We start from the raw sequence: 15339 nt of genomic DNA, 5'->3' as shown, positions 1-15339 counted from the left end.
GGACGGGCTGAGGGCGGGGCGCGGTGAATGGAGCGCGGCTCCTTCTAAGCGAGGTATGCGCCGCTCTGCCCCGCAACTGCGGCCTTGCCTTATGAGTGCGAGATTGCTTCGCTCTTCCCCAGCATTCCGGAGAGCCTTACTGCATGACCGACGCCGCCGTATCCCACACTCCGGTCGAGACGCATGCTAAAGGCTTGCAGTGGCGCATCCTGATCGGCTTCGTCGCCGGGTTGGTCGCTGGCCTGCTGGTCTACACCTTTGCCGCCGGTGCGCCGTGGGTGACGAGCGTGGTGACTTACGTCACCGGGCCGATCGGCCAGGTGTTCCTGCGTCTGCTGTTCATGCTGGTGCTGCCGCTGCTGTTCTCCGCGCTTGTGATCGGCATCGCCGAGATGGGCGAGATCCGCGCGCTGCGCCGTGTGGGCCTCGCCACACTGGCCTATACCATCGTCGTGTCCGGGATCGCCGTCGCGCTGTCGCTGCTGCTGGTCAACGTGCTGCGCCCGGGGGCCGGTGTCGACCGGGAGGCGGCGCAGGCGCTGTTGGCGCAAGGCGGCAAGGCGGCCTCGGGCATCGTCGCCGCCTCACGGGACGCCAAGAGCGGGGTCGAGGCGGTGCTCAGCCTGGTGCCGACCAACGTCGTGACGGCCATGAGCCAGAACGACATCCTGGCGGTGATGTTCTTCGCGCTGTTCTTCGGCATCGGCATCCTGCTGGTGCAGTCTCCCAAGACCGAGGTGCTGAAGGACTCGATCGAGGGGATCTTCGAAGTCGCGATGAAGCTGATCGGCATCGTCATCCAGTTGGCGCCGTTCGCGATCTTCTGCTTCATGTTCAACCTCGCCGCGCAGTTCGGCTGGGACCTGCTGTTCAAGCTCGCCGCCTACGTGGGCGTGGTGCTGCTGGCTTTGGGCCTGCAGATGTTCGGCGTATTCTCGCTGCTGCTCAAGTTCGTGGCGAAGAAGAGCCCGCTCGCCTTCTTCCGCCAGACGCGCGAGGCGAGCGTCATGGCGTTTTCCACCGCCAGCTCGAACGCGACGCTGCCGACCTCGCTGCGCATCGCGGAGGAGGAGCTGAAGCTGCCGGCCAAGGTCGCGCGCTTCGTGCTGACGATCGGAGCGACCGCCAACCAGAACGGCACCGCCATGTTCGAGGGCGTGACCGTGCTGTTCCTGGCGCAGTTCTTCGGTGTCGACCTGAACCTCGGCCAGCAGGTCTTCGTCATGCTGGTGTGCATTCTTGCCGGCGTAGGCACCGCGGGCGTGCCGGCCGGCTCGCTGCCGGTGATCGCGCTGATCCTGGCTGAGGTCGGCGTGCCGCCGGAGGGGATCGGCCTGATCCTGGGCGTCGACCGCTTCCTCGACATGTGCCGCACGACGCTGAACGTGGTGGGCGATCTGGTGGCGGCGACGGTGATCTCGGCGGTGAGTAGGGAGGACTAGGGTTCACGCGGAGGCGCGAAGGCGCGGAGGAAGAAAAGAAGGTTTGACGCGCGCAGAGGCGCAGAGGCGCGGAGAGAAGAAGAGAGGAGTTGCTCTTGCGGCGAAGCCGCCTTGTCATTCGTAGCCAGCGATCAAACGCTCACGAGTGATAAGGGGCCGGACGGCCCGGATTGATCTTCTCCCTTTTTCTCTCTGCGGCTCTGCGCCTCTGCGCGCGCAAATCTCTTCTTCTTCCTTCCTCCGCGTTTCCGCGCCTCCGCGTGAACCTTTACTTCCGCCCCGGCTTCGCCAACACCTTCGCCTTGAACGCACACAAGTCCACAACCGGACAGCGCCAGCACTCGGGCGTGCGTGCCTTACAGGTGTAGCGGCCGTGCAGGATCAGCCAGTGATGTGCGCCGACGCGAAACGGGCCGGGGACGTTCTTCTCCAGCCCCATTTCGACCGCCAGCGGTGTCTTGCCCTTGGCGAGGCCGGTGCGGTTGCAGACGCGGAAAATGTGGGTGTCGACCGCGAAAGTCTCAGCCCCGTGCGCCGAGTTCAGCACCACGTTGGCGGTCTTGCGGCCGACGCCGGGCAGGGCGGTCAGCGCCTCGCGATCGGCCGGCACCTCGCCGCCATGCTCGCGCACCAGGATCTCCGACAGGCCGATCACGTGCTTGGCCTTGGAGTTGAACAGGCCGATCGTCTTGATGTGCTCCTTCAGGCCATCTTCGCCCAAAGCCAGCATCTGGTCGGGGCGGGTGACTTCGCGAAACAGCGCCCGCGTCGCCTTGTTGACGCCCACGTCGGTGGACTGGGCGGAGAGCACCACCGCGACCAGCAGCTGGTAGTCGTTGCCATATTCCAGCTCGGTGACCGGATCGGGATTGAGCTCGGCCAGGCGGCGGAAGAACTCGAAGATGGTGGCCTTGTTCATGCGCAGAGCTCGATCACACAAACCCTCGTCGTCCCCGCGCAGGCGGGGACCCCGCTTCCTTCTGCCCAAGCGCGATGTCGAAAGATCGAGCGGGGCCCCCGCCTGCGCGGGGGCGACGGGTACGTGTGCAGGGGCCGGCCCCTCACAACCCAGGCACCTCGAGCCCCAGCACCTCGGGCATCGAGTACCGCCCGACGGGCTTTCCGACCAGCCACTGGCACGCCCGCACCGCGCCCTTGGCGAAGATCTTGCGGTTTTCCGCCAGGTGCGAGAGCGCCACCCGCTCGCCATCGCCCAGGAACAGCACCGAATGATCGCCCGCCACGGAGCCGCCGCGCAGCGCCGCGAAGCCGATGGTGCCGGTGCCACGCCTGCCGGTGATGCCGTCGCGTCCCCGCTCGCTGTGCGCCGCAAGGTCGATCCCGCGGCCCCCTGCGGCAGCCTCGCCCAGCAGCAGCGCGGTGCCCGATGGCGCGTCGACCTTCATGCGGTGATGGGTTTCGACGATCTCGATATCCCAATCCTCGCCGAGCCGGGCCGAAGCCTCGCGCACCAGATGCGCCAGCAGCGTCACGCCCAGCGAAGTGTTGCCGGTCTGGAGCACGGGGATGCTCTCGGCGGCATGGTCGATGAGGAAGTGGTGCCGCTCCTCCAGCCCGGTGGTGCCGATCACCACCGGCACCCCGGCCGCGACTGCCGCGTCGAGGTTGCCTTCCAGCGCACCGGGCGAGGAGAAGTCCACCAGCACGTCGCTCTGCGCGGCGAGCGCGGCGACATCGCCATCCTTGTCGATACCGCCGGCCAGCGTCTCGCCCGCTTCGGCAATGGCCGCCGCGATCGCCTGCCCCATGCGTCCGGCGCTGCCGATGATGCCGATTCTTGTCCCAGAACTTGTCATTGCACTGTTCCCTTCGGGCGTGTCTCATGGCGGCGATGAAGGACATCCGCAACATCGTGATCCTCACCGGAGCCGGCATCAGCGCCGAGAGCGGGATCGACACCTTCCGCGCCGAAGGCGGCTTGTGGGAGCAGCACCGGGTAGAGCAGTAGTAGAGGGTTGTAACCACAAGATTGATGCGGTAGGTGTCTGGCAATGCAGGAGTTTCCATGACGCTGGCCTACATCTACGCGCGGTATAGCGACGACAAACAATCGTTCGACTCCATCGAGAGGCAGGTCAAGCTCGGCACAGACTTTGCCAGAGAGCATGGTTGGGAAGTGGATGACAGTCGCATACTGATCGATGAGGCGAAGTCAGCGTTCAAGGGGCACAACCGCAAGGACGGCTCGGCTCTAGCTGCATTTGAAGCCGCCGCGCGTGAGGGAAAGCGTGTTGGCTCGGTGCTCGTCTTCGAGAACATCGACCGCCTGAGTCGTCAGGGTCCGATTGCCGCCCTTAAGCTCGTCTGGTCCCTACAAGAGCAGGGTGTGACGGTCGCGAGCACTCACGACCGAGAGGTTTATGAGCCCACCGCAAAGAGCGCGGCATTCGATCTCGTCAGGATCGCGCTCACGGCAGAGCGCGCACATGAGGAGAGCGCCACCAAAAGCAAGCGCTCTAACGCTTACTGGGAGAGGGTGCGCGAGGGCATCCGGAGCGGGCTGAAGAAGGCCGTGGCTGGCAATGTCCCTGCTTGGATCGATGTTGCTGATGATCTCACAATGTCGCTCAACGATCAGCGCTGCCAAGTCCTAAACGAGATTTTCGACCTGTATGGCGATGGCATAGGCGTGAACCGGATAGCCAAGCTATTGAACGAACGTGGCGAACCCACGTGGGGTGTCGAGTACCGAACTGGAGGCAAGGGATGGGCAGAGACCTACCTCCACAAGCTGCTCAAGAACCGCGCCGCCGTTGGTGAGAAGTGGTCCGCGCGCAACAACGGTGGCGAGCTTTTGGCCAGCGACTTCTACCCGCAAGCCGTCATAGCGGCGAAGTTCGACCGTGCCCAAGCGGTTCGCGCCCGTAAGTCCAAGGCTGGTACGGGTGGCGCAACGACATACGCGGGTGGCAATCTCTTCCGCTCGATAGCGACGTGCGGCGAATGTGGCTCGCGAATGCACTACATCCGGAAGGGACCTACTGCCGGTTACACCGCAAAGGACGGGACGGTTCGCCACTACGAACGCAAGCTTGCCTCGTACCTCCAATGCGACCGCGCACGCCGCGCCGCAGGATGTCAGAACAAGACGCAGTACCCGTATGACACCCTCGAAGCTGCGGTGCTGCACTGGACCTTTTCGTTCGCCCATGACGATACGAACTTCGCGGTGAACAATCGGATGGTAGCCTTGGAGAACGAACTGGCTGAAGCGTCTCGCAAGCTTACCCATCTGGAAACCGCCATGGCCAACTACATCGAGACGCTTGAACTCGCACCGTCGCGAACCATCGGCCAGAAGATCGCGTCCCTAGAAGTCGAGATTGATGCCGTCACGGCAGACCGTGAAAGGCTCACGAAGGAGCTTGAGCAGGAACGTGCCGAAGGATCGCGTATGAGCCAGCTACAAGCGATCGAGGCGTTATGGCGCACGGTAACCGGTGCTGATGATGAGGCACGCCAGCTTGCCCGTATAAAGACAAACGCTGCACTGGCGCGCTTGGTGTCGTCGTTCCGCTTCTATGAGTCACAGGAAGCCACGCTGGTTACAGACGAATTCGCTCTAACTTTCGATCGCGGCGGCAATCTCATCGATAGCGCGCTCTTAGGCCACATCGAGGATGATGACTCACCCGAGCGAGAGGAAATGGATCGCGCGAGCACCGCGCTGATCTTAGACCGGATCAAAGCTCGCCAAACGGTGGAATGAAAGAAAGCGCCTCGATCAGAGTGAAGGAATAGTGTGGATCGAGGCGCGGAGTTTTGGTTCAAGCAGGGCTCTTGCGAGCCCATGCTCCAAGATCATGACAACCCGATGAGTTCCGCGCCCGATTTGACGAGCAACATCTTTGGTACGAATGAGCCCACAGTGGGGTATCACTGTGGGCTCAAACGATATGCACCTGAAGGCGCACGCCACCCATGCGGAGGAAGCGTGCACTTGAATAACTCTGGTGAGCTTAGTTTGGTTTGAGGCTGAACAACCGTTCATCGTCTGGCTTAACCGGTTAGCCTCGCGCGTACCGGGTCAACCACCATCGTATGGGTCGCGCCGCGCCCAACACCTTGCTCGACCATATCCCTAAGAATGTGTTAACCAAGCGAATAAAGAGGCAAAACGGGGGTGGGCTGTGACGGAGATCGAAGTTCTGATCGAAGGCACTTGGCAGCGTATACTTCTTGCTGATGGATGGCGGTACGACGGCAATCCTATGCGATGCTTGTCGTGTCGCGGTGAAGCATACGTGTCCCGGAGCCATGTCACCTCAAAACCATCGCGGGTAAATCACAAGCGGCGATGGGATGGTTGCCACGGTGGCGAGTACGAGGACCGGAATCGACATCCTGCCGCAATGGATTGACCCGACTATTCGAGATCGCTCTACGGCGCTCCTGAGACCGGGTGCGGCTCGACGCAGGGTGGGGGAGCGTCGAGCCGCAACAGTCGCTTGTCATCAGGGATGCGGCTCATGCAGAGCCACAATCCGTCAACGTCGTGCGCGCGTCTTTGGTTCCCGAAAACGGTGCCCCGGCGTGCGAGAGTGTGGACGGAAAGAGCGCGCCGGGGCAAAAAGGTGGGTCCAATTGATCCTTGCGAGGATCGACCTAGCAACGCCGCAAAATAGATATCAGTTCCTAGCCTCTAGCCTGCCGGATGAGCCTTCTCCGTGCACGGTCATCGCGCGCCCGGTCCCACTCACCTTGATCCACACCCATCGGCGCTGATGCACGTGTGAATCTGGCGCGGGGTGGCGGATCATCAGGCGGTGGTGGTGGTGGCGTTGGCATCCACTGAACATATGGATTCCTCGAACCACAGCCCCTTGGGGGATCGCACCGGATATGCCTCGCGAAGTTTGGCCATGAACGATCCCAGCCCTTCTTCGTCCAGTGACTACGAATCTCTTGCGGATCGAATATCCCGACCCGATCACACTGACGGCAGGTTACCTTGATTGAGCCACCCTTGCGGCAGATGTCGTTGAGATCACGCGGAGCTTGAACCATGGATCAAAGCGGAAGCGCCAGTTGCTGGTCATCCTCTCCGGGTTGGTAGATGACCTCATAGAGGTGCTTCCCTATCTCAAGCCGCGCATCTTCTCTCAGCCGCTGACTAGGCATGGTAAGAGCAACCTTCGCCCATGAGGGCGCTGTTTCAAGAGCATCGGCAAGGGTTTCAGGGTTGATGAGCATGACTGAATCTCCGTTCCAGCGGTTTAGAACAAAACCGGAACTTATTTCAAGGCTTTGGTGCCGGGGCCGTTCCCAGAATGTGGATAGAAAATTTTTAAACCGCTGATTTCTTTATGTAAGTGCGCCGACCGTTATCGGAAAACGCGCACCACAACCTTGACCATCTGCCCGATTCGGGGCAGCCATTCCGAAGGAATTGAACTCCTGACGGCGGTAAGACGGCCCCAGCCCTTCGATTAGTATCGGGCGAAGAAGGGTTGTGTATGGACCGGTATCAAGCGTCAGTGCTGAACAAGATTACAGAGAAGGGTGGCGCTCGCCACACGCTTGTGGCGCTATTGATCTTACGGCTACCCCTCATATGCGGGGCGATCGGTGGAAGTGGCATCGTAGCTGCGGCTACCAAGGTGGGTGGGTACTGGTGACCGCCTCTTGGCTGCACACTATGTTTCTAACAGCCGAGGTGGCTTGCTGCCCTGAGACGATCCGGTAAGCTAGTCCAATGATCGAGCTTCAGACTATCACTCTCACCCTAGCAGACGGCAAGCCTATTCAGGTGGTGGTGGCGCACCTTGCGGCATGGATACCGTCTGACGAAGGGACGCTCCTACTGTTCGTCGGTGGTGGTACCCAGACCGTCTCAGAGGATTTCGATCTCGTTAGCGAGATGCTGAACCCGGAACAGCAAGCTGGGTGCTGAACGCATCAACCGGAACATTGAACGAACATCACGGGCCGCTTCGCTAGATATGCTGCTGGCGCGCCTGTGGACAAGCCGATAGTGCCTGCCCGGACCCCTCCCAATTCGCTCCGAAAGCAGTAACAATGGGGGCACCCGTCGAGGTCCAAACTCGAAGGTGGAGAACGGTGAGCGATTGGCCTCGTAAACCCGGTCAACCCTTCCACAAGGTTGATCCCGCCGCTCACCGTTCTCCATTTTTTCTGCCTCACAATCCGTAGCGCTTCAAGCCGGGTCGATCCTTTTCGAGGCAGCGGTGGCATGAGTTATCACCGACTTCGACAACGAGATGGTGCAGGGTGGTACCTCGTCTGCAACCTGCTGCACACTTGCGGCTAAATACGTGATGAGCAACCTATTCACCGGACCGGGGGCAGAGTGGACCCCCATCGAGATCGATCGCGATGCGATCCTAGACACCCTCATAACGATGACCGACGATGAGCGGTACGAACTCGGCGCATCCGACTGGCACTTCCGGCAAGCTGCCGAGCGTGAGGCTGATCAGCGCCGCCTTCGTCGGTTCGCCTTGGATGAGGCACGAATGTGGCTGGCGCTTGCAGAGCATGAGCAGAACCACAGCGCCGCCTCGAAATACCGCTTCAAGATCGCGGCGTTGGAGATGATGGATGAGGCCGACGATCTCACTGCGATCTTACGCGATGAGCCCGTGGCCGAGGTCCAGACCACCGATGATCTCAGAGCGCTTATCCGATCGGCAGAGTGATCAGCCGAAAGGTGCCATCCCCGCGTTTACGCTCCCACGAGACGAACTCGGCCTGAGGGAACAGCAGCGCCGCTGCATCGCGCCACTGGCCCAAGGTGAGCGGCTTCCCGATCCACCCTGAGAGGTAAAGCTTCCGGCCCTCATCCAGTTCGGTGACCACGATCAATCGATCATAGTCGAGTCCAGCAGGGTGAAACCGCACCAGATGCGAGGATGAGGGTAGGGCGGTGGCGACCAGTTGATCGCCGCCCAAAGCCACAGCGCGGTGCACATCAGCAGCCATCGCCTGAAATCACGAAGTTCTTCATCGGGTATTTAGCAGACTAACGGGTCTGCCAGCGGCACCGCTTACGCAACGGTGATCGTGTTGCTGGTCGCTTGCACGTAACCTGCGGCACCCAAGACGTATAGTTCTACAACATACTGGCCAGCCGCCGAAGGCGTGTAGCTGGCAGTGAAGTTTGCACCGGCCGCATTCCAGACGCCACTTCCGACATTCACGGTGGCACCATCGCGTTTCCAATGGAACAGGTATCTCGTGGCATCCCGCGCTTTCGCACCAACGGTATGCGACGTGCTCACCGCACCGCTGCCAGTGATGACCGGCGCGGAAGTAATTACCGGGAGCGGTAGGGTAGCGGGCAGCGGGATGACAGTCTGTCCACCGATGGGGCTAAAGCCGGAAGGCAGCGCACCAGTCATCTGAGACCCGGCGAAGCGCGACGTGACCTGCGAGCCGTTGTTGGCACCCACGATGCTAACCGCCGCAGAGATGTTCGGGTCGGTAAGAAACGAGAAGTCCACGCCTTCTGCGCCGGTTGACGGGTTAGCAGTGGCGCTGCCGTTCCACTGACCACCATTTTTGCGGAACCACACGCGCTTCGCAGTAGCATCGAACGCAACCCCGATCACATCACCCGTCGTGGATGTGCCCGCGTTGATGATTGCGGTGCTTGACCCATGGAGAACCGCACCAGTCGAAGGCACATAGCCCATGGCCATACCCGCTCGTTGGTGGAGAGCGCTCGCGAGGACTGTCTCGAATTCGCGGGTGGCGAGACCGATCATGATCTTGCTGGCAGTGCCGATCGCATCGATTGCGACTTCGAAGTACCACTTTCCAGAGGTGACCGAACGAAAGCCCATGGCACCGGTCGTACTATTGTTGATGTAGTTGTTCTGAAGCGTGCGACCACCATTCGTCTTGAGTACCGCCGCCACGTCATACGCGTGCCACGTGGTCGGGGGCAGGATGCGTCCCGGTGTCGTCTGAGTAACTGTCTCGACTACAGGGTCGGCAACGGCTGCCATCTTGGCGTAGCCTGCGGTATTGGGGTGGCGATCGTCCCAGAAGTACGCCTGATCAAACACACCCAAGCAGCTTGGCGCACCGAAGTCGAACAGACCATCTGAGTCCAAATCGCTGTTCCAGAATGACCGGATCATCTGGTTAGTTACGATATCCGCGCCTTCGTAGTTGTCGCGGAAGGCCACGTTTGTGGACACAACCGTGCGGTTGTAGCCAGCCGCGCGGCACTTACGGACCCACGTACGGTAACCGCCATAAATTGCGCCCTGATCGCGACCTGCGCCGTCGTTAGTGCCTGCCAGCAGACTGGCGAGGCGCACGCTCTTGGTCATATCCAGACGATCGAGAACGCGCGTCTGCTGGTTGGCCAGAATGCCGTTGAGCAGAAGCGAAATGCCGCTCGAACCGTTGTTGCGGAAGTTGGTTACGTCGTCCTTGTTGCTCAACAGAGCGAGCGTCTGATGCGGATACGACAACGTGCCGTTGTCCGCACCCATACCCTGAGTGATCGAGTCACCTTCAGCAACCCACTGGACGCCACCCGATGAGGCGATGGCGATTTCGTTCGAGATAGCGGGTGCGGAGCCGCCCGCGTTCGTAGCAGTGACGCGGGATGTAATCGCTTTGCCAGCATCGCTGGCCTGAACCACGTAGGTGGACGCGGTCGCTCCCGTAATGTTTACGCCGTCAACCCGCCACTGGTAGGTGTAGGTGGGATTACCCGACCAAGTGCCATTATTGGTGGTGAGCGTTGAGCCCACGGCAGCCGTACCGGTGACTACCGGCGCGACGCTGTTGACAGGCAGCGCGACCGTCGCGGCGATGACGACTGCCGAGGCGGCGCTGGTGGCGCTTGTCGATCCAGTCTCGTTGTTGGCGGTGACCCTCGCTGTGATTGTAGCGCCGATGTCCACCGAGGTGAGGATGCGGGTCGAGTTGATCGAGCCCGAGATCGCAACACCATCGCGAAGCCACTGGTAGGTGTAGCTGGTCGGTGAGCCGGACCATGTGCCGTTCGAGACGGTAAGCGTCTGTCCTTCCTGCGCAGTGCCAGTGATGGTCGGCAGAGCGATGTTGACCGGGGCAGGGGCGGTGACCGTGTAGATGCCGTCGCTGGTGCGCGGTGAGTTCGAAGCCGCTGCATTGGTCTCGGTAACGGATACGATGCCGGTCGCCGTGGGAGTGCCGGTGATGTTGCCCGCGCTATCGACCGAAAGACCGGGGATGTTGATCGTTGCTGTGGAACCAGCCGTGTAGCCCGAGAGCGATACTCCGCTCGCTGGAACGCCAGTGTAGAGTGTGCCGTTGAGCAAGAGCGGGTTAAGGGTGATCGAAACCGGCGCAACCACGAATGCTGCGCTGGTCTGTGTGGTGGTGCCGCCAGCGCCCGTAAGGATGACGCGGTAGGTATAGCTCCCAGCCTCATTCGGCGTGTAGGTGGCCGAGGTCGCACCGCTGATGACAACACCAGCCTTGAGCCATGCGCGAGCCGAAACCGTGCCGTTTGCGTACGTGCCGTCATGGCCGGTCAGCAGGTTGCCGACCGTGGCAACGCCTGTGACGCTTGGGGCGACGGAGAAGGACGGTGCCGGGGCGACAACCCCAGCCAGCGGGTAGGGGAGATAATCGACAAGGAATTCTGGGCTGATCAGCGTCAACGGATTATTCTTACGCGTAATGCGCGCCTGAGTCCGGGCGATCTGGACCGCGTTGTTGTCAGGGACCGCTGATGCTGGCGCGGAAGCGCCGACCACGAACGAGCCTTGCGCGATAACCTCGCGAGAGTCGTCCAGTGCTTCCGACAACTCCCAAAGCAAATTGGCTTTGCCCACGAGCCCAGCCGTGATGAGACCGGACAAACGCCAGTAGACCGCGACATCAGAGCCGCTGGTTTCATGGATGCCCGGCTCACCATAGTGCACCTGATTACCCGTGTAGATGACAAAGACGAACTTGCGTCCTGTCAGGTCCTCACGAACGCCATCGGCGTCTGTCGGGACGTAGCTGAGAATAGCGGCTTCAGATGCGCTAAGCGACATCTGCTTGAGGGATTTGGCGATCTGGAACATGCTGTATTTAGCATGCGGCGATCTTTCAGGTGATCAGCTTGAGCCAGTCGTCTGCATACATTGCGACGACTATCGGCCTGCGGTCCTGCTTCATAAATGCGACTGGGGTGAGCCCGTCGCCGCGTTCGGCCTGCTCAAGCGCGGCGTAGACTGGAGTGAACCCGTTCGCCTTGGCTTTACACTCGACAGAGTAGGGAAGGGCGCGCTTGCCCGCTGGGCTCAAGATGATGTCAGCGCCTTGGGAGCCCATGGGGCACGATCTCACGTCATCGGGCTCAAGCTGGGGGCGGATACTCAAGAGGAGATCGCGCACGGCCTGCTGGAGGCGACGGCCTTTTGCCTTTGCACTCTGGATCGAGATGCGGGGCATCAAGAACCGGCGTAACCAGCCGCAAGGTAGATCACAAATCCGGCGATCTGGGCTGAGAATAGGCCGCATATGACCTTGGCAAGTAGGCCGATCAAGCTGACCTTCGCATCGGCCTTCGCCATCCATGTTTCGATCTTACGGATGCGGCCTTCGTGATCATCCTGCGTTAGGACCACTCGAACCATGTCAGAACGCAGAGAATCGACCTTCTCCTCAGTCCGGACGCCACCGGCCTCAATCCTGATCAAGATGGCGTACATTTCGTGCGGTATGCCGCTCGGCAGATTGTCAGGCATCGGAGCCACCGCTGGTGGGAATGACCGCGCCGAGCACGCCTACCGCAGCCGCGACGTAGGACCATGGCTCTGCAAGCGCCGATGCGCCGATGATGCCAGCGCTGATCGCGGCCCATGTGGAGCGCTCATCGAAACGGGCTTTGAGGTAGGCGACAGATCGCGCCAAGGACTTCATCATGGACATGTGGGTATTTAGGCTGCTGCCTCAATAGCCCGTCTCGGTGCTCGATCTGACGCAACTGGGATTCTCACCGCCCGATAATGTGGAAAAAGAAATCTGCTGAGTCGTGGTTTTCCTCCTTGCGCTTCCTCAAACCTTAGGACTTCCGGCGCGTTGCGGACGATCTGGTTAAATTCTGTTTGTCAAACGCAGGATGGAAGCTTTCCCCGGCCCCCTTGCGTCCGAAGTCCAAACCGGCACTATGAGGGTGTGAGCAAAGAAAGGCCGACCCCAATCACTTGGAATCGGCCTTTCAGAGATCACCAGCCGGGTACGTGGTTCGACACGGCTTGGGTCACCCTCTGCAAGTCGCATACTGTGCGATTGGATGCCCTGCCGTCAACCTACGTACTCCGGCTGCCATGCAGCAAGCCGCCGTATCTGCGGCCACGGAGTCTACTTCAAATGACCAATGAGGTTTGTACTGTGATGCGGGAGGGACCCGAGCAAGCCCGCCGAGTTGTAGGTTTTCGCCTACGCGACGGGTCGGAGATCATGCTTCATACCGCTCGCGCGTTGGCTAAGTTTCGAGGCGAACGCTACGTTCAGTTCGTAAATGGCCGGTATCGTGACGTGCCGCTTTTTGAACAGGATATTTCGCCGGGTAGCCGGACTTGCGACTGACCCGGTGTGTCCGTTACGCCGGGTCAGTTGGCTACATCGGGTACTGCCGCCGACCAATCCACCACCATGGCCTGTGCGATCTCTGCGAGGTTGGCTGCCTGCTGGATCGTCAGCTTGCGTGACATCCGCAGGGCCTCGATCTGGGCACCGATGACGGTCCAAGAGGCGGCACGCGCACTCACCTCAAGCGCGAGGTCGGCAACCGTCATTCCGCACGCCTGCGCTTCCGCGCTGAGGAACGGAACGGGCGCTGTATCATCCGCCAGATACGCCACAGCCTCGGCAGCCTTGGTCTGGTAGGTCATGGCCTGTGCCGCGCCGGGCGTGATGAACTGGAGGCGAAAGGCTTCTGCCGCTTGGTCCAACCTTGCGGCAGCCACCGCCTTGATACCATCGAGATCAACCGGGTAGCTGTCCCAAATGCTATAGGGCACAACGAAGTTGCCGCGCTCCTCGTTGTTCGAGCCAAGTAGCGATGCGCCCTCAGGTCCGGAGTTGCGTGCCAGAATCTCGCCAGTCGCCCGGCTGTAAACAAAATAGTACTCCATGTGTTACCTCTTAAATTCGCGAACAATCATATGATAAAGCCCGTTGGTAGAGCAATTATGTCCGCTCGTCCGTTCGATGCTGAAACGAGCCTCATAGTTGCCTGCGGGCAGATTGAAGAAACAGTGCTGGTAGACGAACGGGAGATAAGTCTCGTTATTTCCGTCCACTTCCATGCGAATGCCACGGTTCTGTATCAGCGTGCCGCCCTGCCACACATCCAACCAAGCGTTGATCTTGACCGCATCCGTTCCGAACAGCGGGACCTGTACGTCATACTGCACTACGGACTCGGAGCCCGCATACTTGGCGAATCCGGTCGATAGCGTCGAGATGATCCCAGTCGGATACTGGATCACGTCACTACGTGAAGTGTACCAGACCTGAGTTGCCGCGTTGGGTGCAATCTTGCTGGTGTAAACAGTGCCATCGACGAATATATCCCCCCGGACCGATAAGTCGCCGATGATGTCTACGCCAGCTTGAGGGGTGCCATTCTGGTCTAGTGAGTAGACCGTCAATTGTGCGCGCCCGGCAGGCGATATGGCCTCTTTGCTCCAGCGCGCGCCCGTGGTTCTGTCGAATGCCACGGCGGCAACCTGCTCAACGGTGTTGAGGCGCGCGCTCGCGCCGTTAACATCAACCTGTAGAGTGCTTTTAATTTGAGCAACTGCGGTGTTGGCCGTTGCCGCGACGGTGGAGACTTCCTCGATCCGCGCGCTCGCATCTTTGAGGCCGTCACCGCCGCCGCGCGGAACGTACGGGCTCGGGTCGGTTTGATCAGCAGTTGCCGGTGCCAACATCGGACGCATCATGAAGGCCCAAGATAGATCAGGGGTACCGTTGTTGATCCAGCCGCCCTTACGCCACACCAATCGAACATATCGAGCGTTAGCCGGTGTCTGCTGCTTGACGAAAACTCGCGAGAAGTTCTCTAGGTTCGACCAGCCGCGCGGGTTGTTATACATCGAAGGACTTTGATTGCTGTCCGACAAGTAGGTGGCATTTGCATCAGCATACTGTAGGTAAACAAAGGTGACGCATTCGCGCGAAGCTAGCCATGCGGAAGCTTGCCACCACTCACCGCCATTACACGCTGCCCATGACGAATAGACATCCGTGTAATGATCGCCGTTCTTGTCTAAACCGAGAATCCCGAAATAATTCTCGTTTGCAAATTGGAAGTCTGCGTTATTAGCATTCCATTGCTGTCGATGGATAGCATTACCCGCGATATTCCACCCAGACTTGCCAGCGGCAAAGTCACTGGTGACACGGTTGCTCGATCCATTGGCATAGCGTGCCGATAGTGTGGCGCTGGTAGCCGCTTCAGAAGCCTTTGCTGTGGCTGTAGCTGCCGACCCGGACGCTGCACTTGCGCTCGTGGCAGCGTCACCGGCTCGCAATCCAGCCGTGTTCGCGCTACCGCTGGCAGCGGAAGCGAAGCCTTCGGCCTGCCCCTTGGCGATATTAGCATTGGTGTAGCTGGTGCTGGCTGCGTCTGCGTAGTCCTTCGCAGCCCGCTCGCTGGTTATATCCTCTACCCGGATGCGCCGCCAATTCACTGCCAAATCGGTCGCATCGTTGGGACCATCGCAGACCAGCCAAGGCCGCGCGGCAACTACACCAGCCGGGATTACGAACTCACCCGCGAAGTCCGCATAACCCATCTTAGGCCCCCCTGCGGGGTAAGCGTCCGGTGAGCGGTTCTGCTCAGGCGGCGCGGTAGTTCCAAGGCAAGAGATCGTCGATTTGACGGTTGGGGTGGTCGGCGATGCGGTTG

At 60.5% G+C, this 15339-nt stretch carries 15 protein-coding genes and 1 pseudogene; 6 read left to right on the top strand and 10 right to left on the bottom strand.

Annotated elements, in window-relative coordinates; all coding sequences use genetic code 11:
- The first annotated feature begins 143 nt into the window (after positions 1-143).
- The gene (locus tag HNO88_RS18300; RefSeq protein WP_184249078.1) at positions 144-1442 is read left to right on the top strand and encodes a dicarboxylate/amino acid:cation symporter; all 1299 of its coding nucleotides are present in this window, start codon (positions 144-146) and stop codon (positions 1440-1442) included.
- Between the two features lie 268 nt (positions 1443-1710).
- Here the strand turns inward: HNO88_RS18300 and nth are convergent, their stop codons facing one another.
- Entirely contained in the window at positions 1711-2361 is a 651-nt protein-coding gene (gene nth, locus HNO88_RS18295) for an endonuclease III (protein WP_184249075.1), read from the bottom strand.
- A 142-nt stretch (positions 2362-2503) separates the two neighbouring features.
- The gene (gene dapB, locus HNO88_RS18290; RefSeq protein WP_184249071.1) at positions 2504-3259 is read right to left on the bottom strand and encodes a 4-hydroxy-tetrahydrodipicolinate reductase; all 756 of its coding nucleotides are present in this window, start codon (positions 3257-3259) and stop codon (positions 2504-2506) included.
- A 35-nt stretch (positions 3260-3294) separates the two neighbouring features.
- Here dapB and HNO88_RS18285 point away from each other — a divergent pair.
- The 3 genes and pseudogenes from HNO88_RS18285 to HNO88_RS23240 all read left to right on the top strand — a co-directional run.
- A pseudogene (locus tag HNO88_RS18285) lies at positions 3295-3405 on the top strand (Sir2 family NAD-dependent protein deacetylase); the annotation flags it as partial.
- A gap of 63 nt (positions 3406-3468) precedes the next feature.
- Positions 3469-5172 carry a recombinase family protein gene (locus HNO88_RS18280; RefSeq protein ID WP_184249068.1) on the top strand — a complete coding sequence of 568 codons (1704 nt, stop codon included), beginning with the start codon at positions 3469-3471 and terminating at the stop codon, positions 5170-5172.
- A gap of 421 nt (positions 5173-5593) precedes the next feature.
- On the top strand, positions 5594-5824 hold the full coding sequence (locus HNO88_RS23240) for a hypothetical protein (protein ID WP_512698572.1): 231 nt from the start codon (positions 5594-5596) through the stop codon (positions 5822-5824).
- Between the two features lie 649 nt (positions 5825-6473).
- On the opposite strand, the gene HNO88_RS18275 is transcribed toward HNO88_RS23240, so the two are convergent.
- Entirely contained in the window at positions 6474-6656 is a 183-nt protein-coding gene (locus HNO88_RS18275) for a DUF6771 family protein (RefSeq protein WP_184249064.1), read from the bottom strand.
- Positions 6657-7158: 502 nt separating this feature from the next.
- On the opposite strand from HNO88_RS18275, the gene HNO88_RS18270 reads away from it, so the two are divergent.
- Positions 7159-7356 carry a hypothetical protein gene (locus HNO88_RS18270; RefSeq protein ID WP_184249061.1) on the top strand — a complete coding sequence of 66 codons (198 nt, stop codon included), beginning with the start codon at positions 7159-7161 and terminating at the stop codon, positions 7354-7356.
- Positions 7357-7684: 328 nt separating this feature from the next.
- Positions 7685-8122, top strand: coding sequence for a hypothetical protein (locus HNO88_RS18265; protein WP_184249058.1), 438 nt, complete (start codon positions 7685-7687; stop codon positions 8120-8122).
- On the opposite strand, the gene HNO88_RS18260 is transcribed toward HNO88_RS18265, so the two are convergent.
- The 7 genes from HNO88_RS18260 to HNO88_RS18230 all read right to left on the bottom strand — a co-directional run.
- Positions 8103-8405, bottom strand: a complete 303-nt coding sequence (locus tag HNO88_RS18260) for a hypothetical protein (RefSeq protein ID WP_184249055.1) — start codon at positions 8403-8405, stop codon at positions 8103-8105. The two genes, HNO88_RS18265 and HNO88_RS18260, sit on opposite strands and share 20 nt — an antisense overlap.
- Positions 8406-8470: 65 nt before the next feature.
- On the bottom strand, positions 8471-11500 hold the full coding sequence (locus HNO88_RS18255; RefSeq protein ID WP_184249050.1) for a GDSL-type esterase/lipase family protein: 3030 nt from the start codon (positions 11498-11500) through the stop codon (positions 8471-8473).
- A 25-nt stretch (positions 11501-11525) separates the two neighbouring features.
- Positions 11526-11870 carry a hypothetical protein gene (locus HNO88_RS22060; protein ID WP_221420095.1) on the bottom strand — a complete coding sequence of 115 codons (345 nt, stop codon included), beginning with the start codon at positions 11868-11870 and terminating at the stop codon, positions 11526-11528.
- Positions 11870-12166 carry a hypothetical protein gene (locus tag HNO88_RS18245; RefSeq protein ID WP_184249043.1) on the bottom strand — a complete coding sequence of 99 codons (297 nt, stop codon included), beginning with the start codon at positions 12164-12166 and terminating at the stop codon, positions 11870-11872. The genes HNO88_RS22060 and HNO88_RS18245 overlap by 1 nt, the downstream gene beginning before the upstream one ends.
- The gene (locus tag HNO88_RS18240) at positions 12159-12332 is read right to left on the bottom strand and encodes a hypothetical protein (protein ID WP_221420094.1); all 174 of its coding nucleotides are present in this window, start codon (positions 12330-12332) and stop codon (positions 12159-12161) included. Before HNO88_RS18240 ends, HNO88_RS18245 begins: the two co-directional genes overlap by 8 nt.
- 701 nt (positions 12333-13033) lie before the next feature.
- Positions 13034-13558, bottom strand: coding sequence for a hypothetical protein (locus tag HNO88_RS18235; protein WP_184249037.1), 525 nt, complete (start codon positions 13556-13558; stop codon positions 13034-13036).
- A gap of 3 nt (positions 13559-13561) precedes the next feature.
- Positions 13562-15339, bottom strand: a 1778-nt coding sequence (locus HNO88_RS18230; protein WP_221420093.1) for a hypothetical protein, incomplete at its 5' end; no start/stop codon positions are given.

Source organism: Novosphingobium chloroacetimidivorans, assembly GCF_014204535.1.
Lineage (GTDB): Bacteria > Pseudomonadota > Alphaproteobacteria > Sphingomonadales > Sphingomonadaceae > Novosphingobium > Novosphingobium chloroacetimidivorans.
The sequence above is the reverse complement of the archived record's forward strand: the minus strand, read 5'-3'. Positions and strand labels throughout refer to the sequence as shown.